Source organism: Inquilinus limosus (genome assembly GCF_051487185.1).
GTDB classification, from domain to species: domain Bacteria; phylum Pseudomonadota; class Alphaproteobacteria; order DSM-16000; family Inquilinaceae; genus Inquilinus; species Inquilinus limosus_F.
The window spans coordinates 1-1,379 of the sequence record NZ_JAHVDK010000076.1; the positions used below are offsets into that span (position 1 = coordinate 1).

Genomic DNA, 1,379 nt, shown 5'->3' on the forward strand with positions numbered 1-1,379 from the left:
GTTCGGGGTCAGCGGCAGCGCCGCCAGCACCACCACCGCCGCCGGCACCATGTGATCCGGCAGCCGCTCGGCCACCATCCGGCGCAGCGCCTGCGGCTCGACCGCCGCCCCGGCCCGGGCCACGACATAGCCGACCAGCTGCTTCTGCCCCGGCCGGTCCTCGCGCGCCACCACCGCCGCCTGCGCCACCGCCGGATCGGCCAGCAACGCCGCTTCGACCTCGCCCGGCTCGATCCGGAAGCCGCGGATCTTGACCTGATGATCGGCCCGGCCGCGGAACTCCAGGACCCCATCGGACCGCCAGCAGGCGAGGTCGCCCGTGCGGTACATCCGGCTCCCCGGGAGCCCGAACGGATCGGCCACGAACCGCTCCGCCGTCAGCCCCGGCCGCCCGTGGTATCCCCGCGCCAGACCCGCTCCCGCAATGTACAGCTCCCCCACCACCCCCGCCGGCACCGGACGAAGCGCAGCATCAAGCACATACGCCCGCGTGTTCCAGATCGGCGAACCGATCGGCACCAGTCCATGCGTGCTCCCTCCGGACAAGCCGCACTCCGCAAAGACGCTGTCGCCGGCCGCTTCCGAAGCACCGTAGAAGTTGAGAAGTCGCGCATCGGGGCAGGCCGTCTTCAGGCATGTCACATGGGATTGCGAGAGCGCTTCGCCGCTGGTGATCCACAGTCGGCACGAGGCGAACCGCTGCGGCTCGCCCTGTTCGAGGAGAGGTGCCAGCAGGCTGGGCACCAGGGTGATGCAGCCGATTGAATGGCGCTCGATCAAGCGCGCCATCTCGGCCGGACTCCTGGTTGCGGCGGAGGTCGCGAGAACGATTGTGGCGCCGTGCAGAAGAGGGCCCAGGAGCTCCGTCGAGCCATCGATGAAGCTCGAAGAGCTCTTGGCCAGTGCGGGGCCCTCTCCATAGGAGTGAAGCTCACCGACCCACCGCAGACGATTGACCATGCCGGCATGCAGGCCAAGGACACCCTTTGGCGTCCCGGTGGAGCCTGAGGTGTAGATGAGATAGGCGGGGTGGCGGGGGTCGAGCGGGGCGGTGCGGTCGGCATCGGCGGGGGCGGTGGCGGGCCGGGCGGCGAGCTCGGCGGCCARGCCGGGGTCGTCGAGCGCGAGCCGCGGCGCGGCCGCGGGCAGCCGGGCGGCGAGCGCGGTGGTGGTGATGACGCACAAGGGGGCGGCGTCGGCGACCATGAAGGCGAGGCGCTCTGCAGGGTAGTCCGGGTCGAGCGGCAGGTAGGCGGCCCCGGACTTGAGGATGGCGAGCAGCGCCACCACCATCGCCGGCGAGCGCTCCAGGCACAGCCCGACGATCGTCTCCGGCCCGGCGCCGCGCGCGATCAGGTGATGGGCCAGCCGGTTGGCCC

General features: G+C 71.8%; 1 protein-coding gene. It reads right to left on the bottom strand.

Features of this window, described 5'->3' with window-relative positions; genetic code table 11:
• Positions 1 to 1,379: amino acid adenylation domain-containing protein (locus KXR53_RS35460; protein WP_437380325.1), on the bottom strand; the 1,379-nt coding region annotated here is incomplete at both ends.